At 57.1% G+C, this 1539-nt stretch carries 1 protein-coding gene; it reads left to right on the top strand.

The window, feature by feature from the left end:
• Positions 1-85 precede the first annotated feature (85 nt).
• Positions 86-1447 (top strand): ISNCY family transposase, encoded by a 1362-nt coding sequence (locus tag ACR0ER_RS25535; protein ID WP_480471928.1) that lies wholly within the window; start codon positions 86-88, stop codon positions 1445-1447.
• Positions 1448-1539: the final 92 nt, after the last annotated feature.

The raw sequence follows: 1539 nt of genomic DNA, 5'->3' as shown, positions 1-1539 counted from the left end.
TGAAGCAGCAAAGTTAAAATGTCCCATATTAGCAAAGTAGAAGTGTCACACTTCTCTGTCGAGCAGGCAGGATTGGAGTGTGACGGTGGGATTGGTTGTCATGAGCGAGCGCGAGCTTAATCGTATTGAAGTACTGAGTCAGGTTTCCCAAGGCCGCATGACGGTGGTTTCTGCCGCGAATGTTCTGAACTTGAGCCGCAGACAAGTTCACCGTTTGCTCAGGGTTTTCCAGACTGATGGTCCGGCTGCGCTGCGTCACAAGGCGCGCGACCGTAGATCCAACAATCGTATTGATCCGGCCGTTCGAGAGTTTGCCCTGGCACTCGTCAAAGAACGATACACTGACTTTGGTCCGACACTGGCAGCTGAGATGTTGTTGGAACATCACGATCTGAAAGTCTCGCGCGAGACGCTGCGCAAATGGATGCAGGCAGACGGAATCTGGTTATCTCGCAAACAGCGCAGGACGTTCCACCAGCCGCGTTTGCGCCGGGAATCCTTTGGCGAGCTCATCCAGATCGACGGATCTGACCACCGCTGGTTCGAAGATCGCGCCCCGCCCTGCACGCTGCTTGTCTTCATCGACGATGCGACCAGCACGTTGATGCAGCTACGGTTCGTGAAGTCGGAAAGCACCTTCAGCTATTTCGAAGCACTTGAAGGCTACCTGGCCGAGCACGGTCGCCCTGTAGCTTTCTATTCCGACAAGCACACCGTGTTTCGGGTGGCGCAGCAAGGTGCGAAGTCGGGCCATGGCATGACCCAGTTTGGTCGCGCTTTGAATGAGTTGAACATCGAGATCCTCTGCGCCAACAGCAGCCAGGCCAAGGGCCGTGTTGAGCGTGCCAACCGCACGCTCCAGGATCGGCTGGTGAAGGAATTGCGGCTCGCTGGCATCTCGGACATGGAAGCTGCAAACGAATTCCTGCCGGGGTTCATGCAATGCTATAATGCCAGGTTTGCCAAATCGCCGCGACGTCCGGACAATCTGCACCGGGCCCTGAATGTCGAGCCCGACCGTCTGCGGGACATCCTGTGCTGGCGCGACGAGCGCTACGTCGACCGGAACCTGGTGCTGCGTTACGACCGCAAGCGGATCACGCTTGAAGAGAACGACCTCACCCGTGGCCTCGTTGGCAAATATGTGGACAGCTATGAATTCCAGGACGGTACGCTGGAATTCCGGTCAAAGGGTGTTCCACTGCCCTACTCCGCTTACGACAAAGATCAACGTGTGAGCCACGCGGCGATCATCGGGAACAAGCGGCTGAGCGCAGTGCTGGAGCACATCAAGCAAGAGCAGGACAAAGCACCCCCGAAGAAGCGCCGCGTCGGCACTCAGGCCACACGCTACAACCCAACAGGTCGGCGCAACAACGGCTGGAATTCAAAGCTCGCAAGAGTGGCGAAAAAGGACCGCGCAGCCAGCCAGGGCTCCGATGTTTGAGGTCTCCACCCTGCCAGGCTGCACTACCGTTTCCCGGCAACCGGGACATTTCTACTTTGCAGACCCAGGGACATTTCTACTTGGTTGCAACA

The organism is Ruegeria sp. CH8 (assembly GCF_056536985.1).
This window is presented reverse-complemented; position numbering and strand designations above follow the sequence as displayed.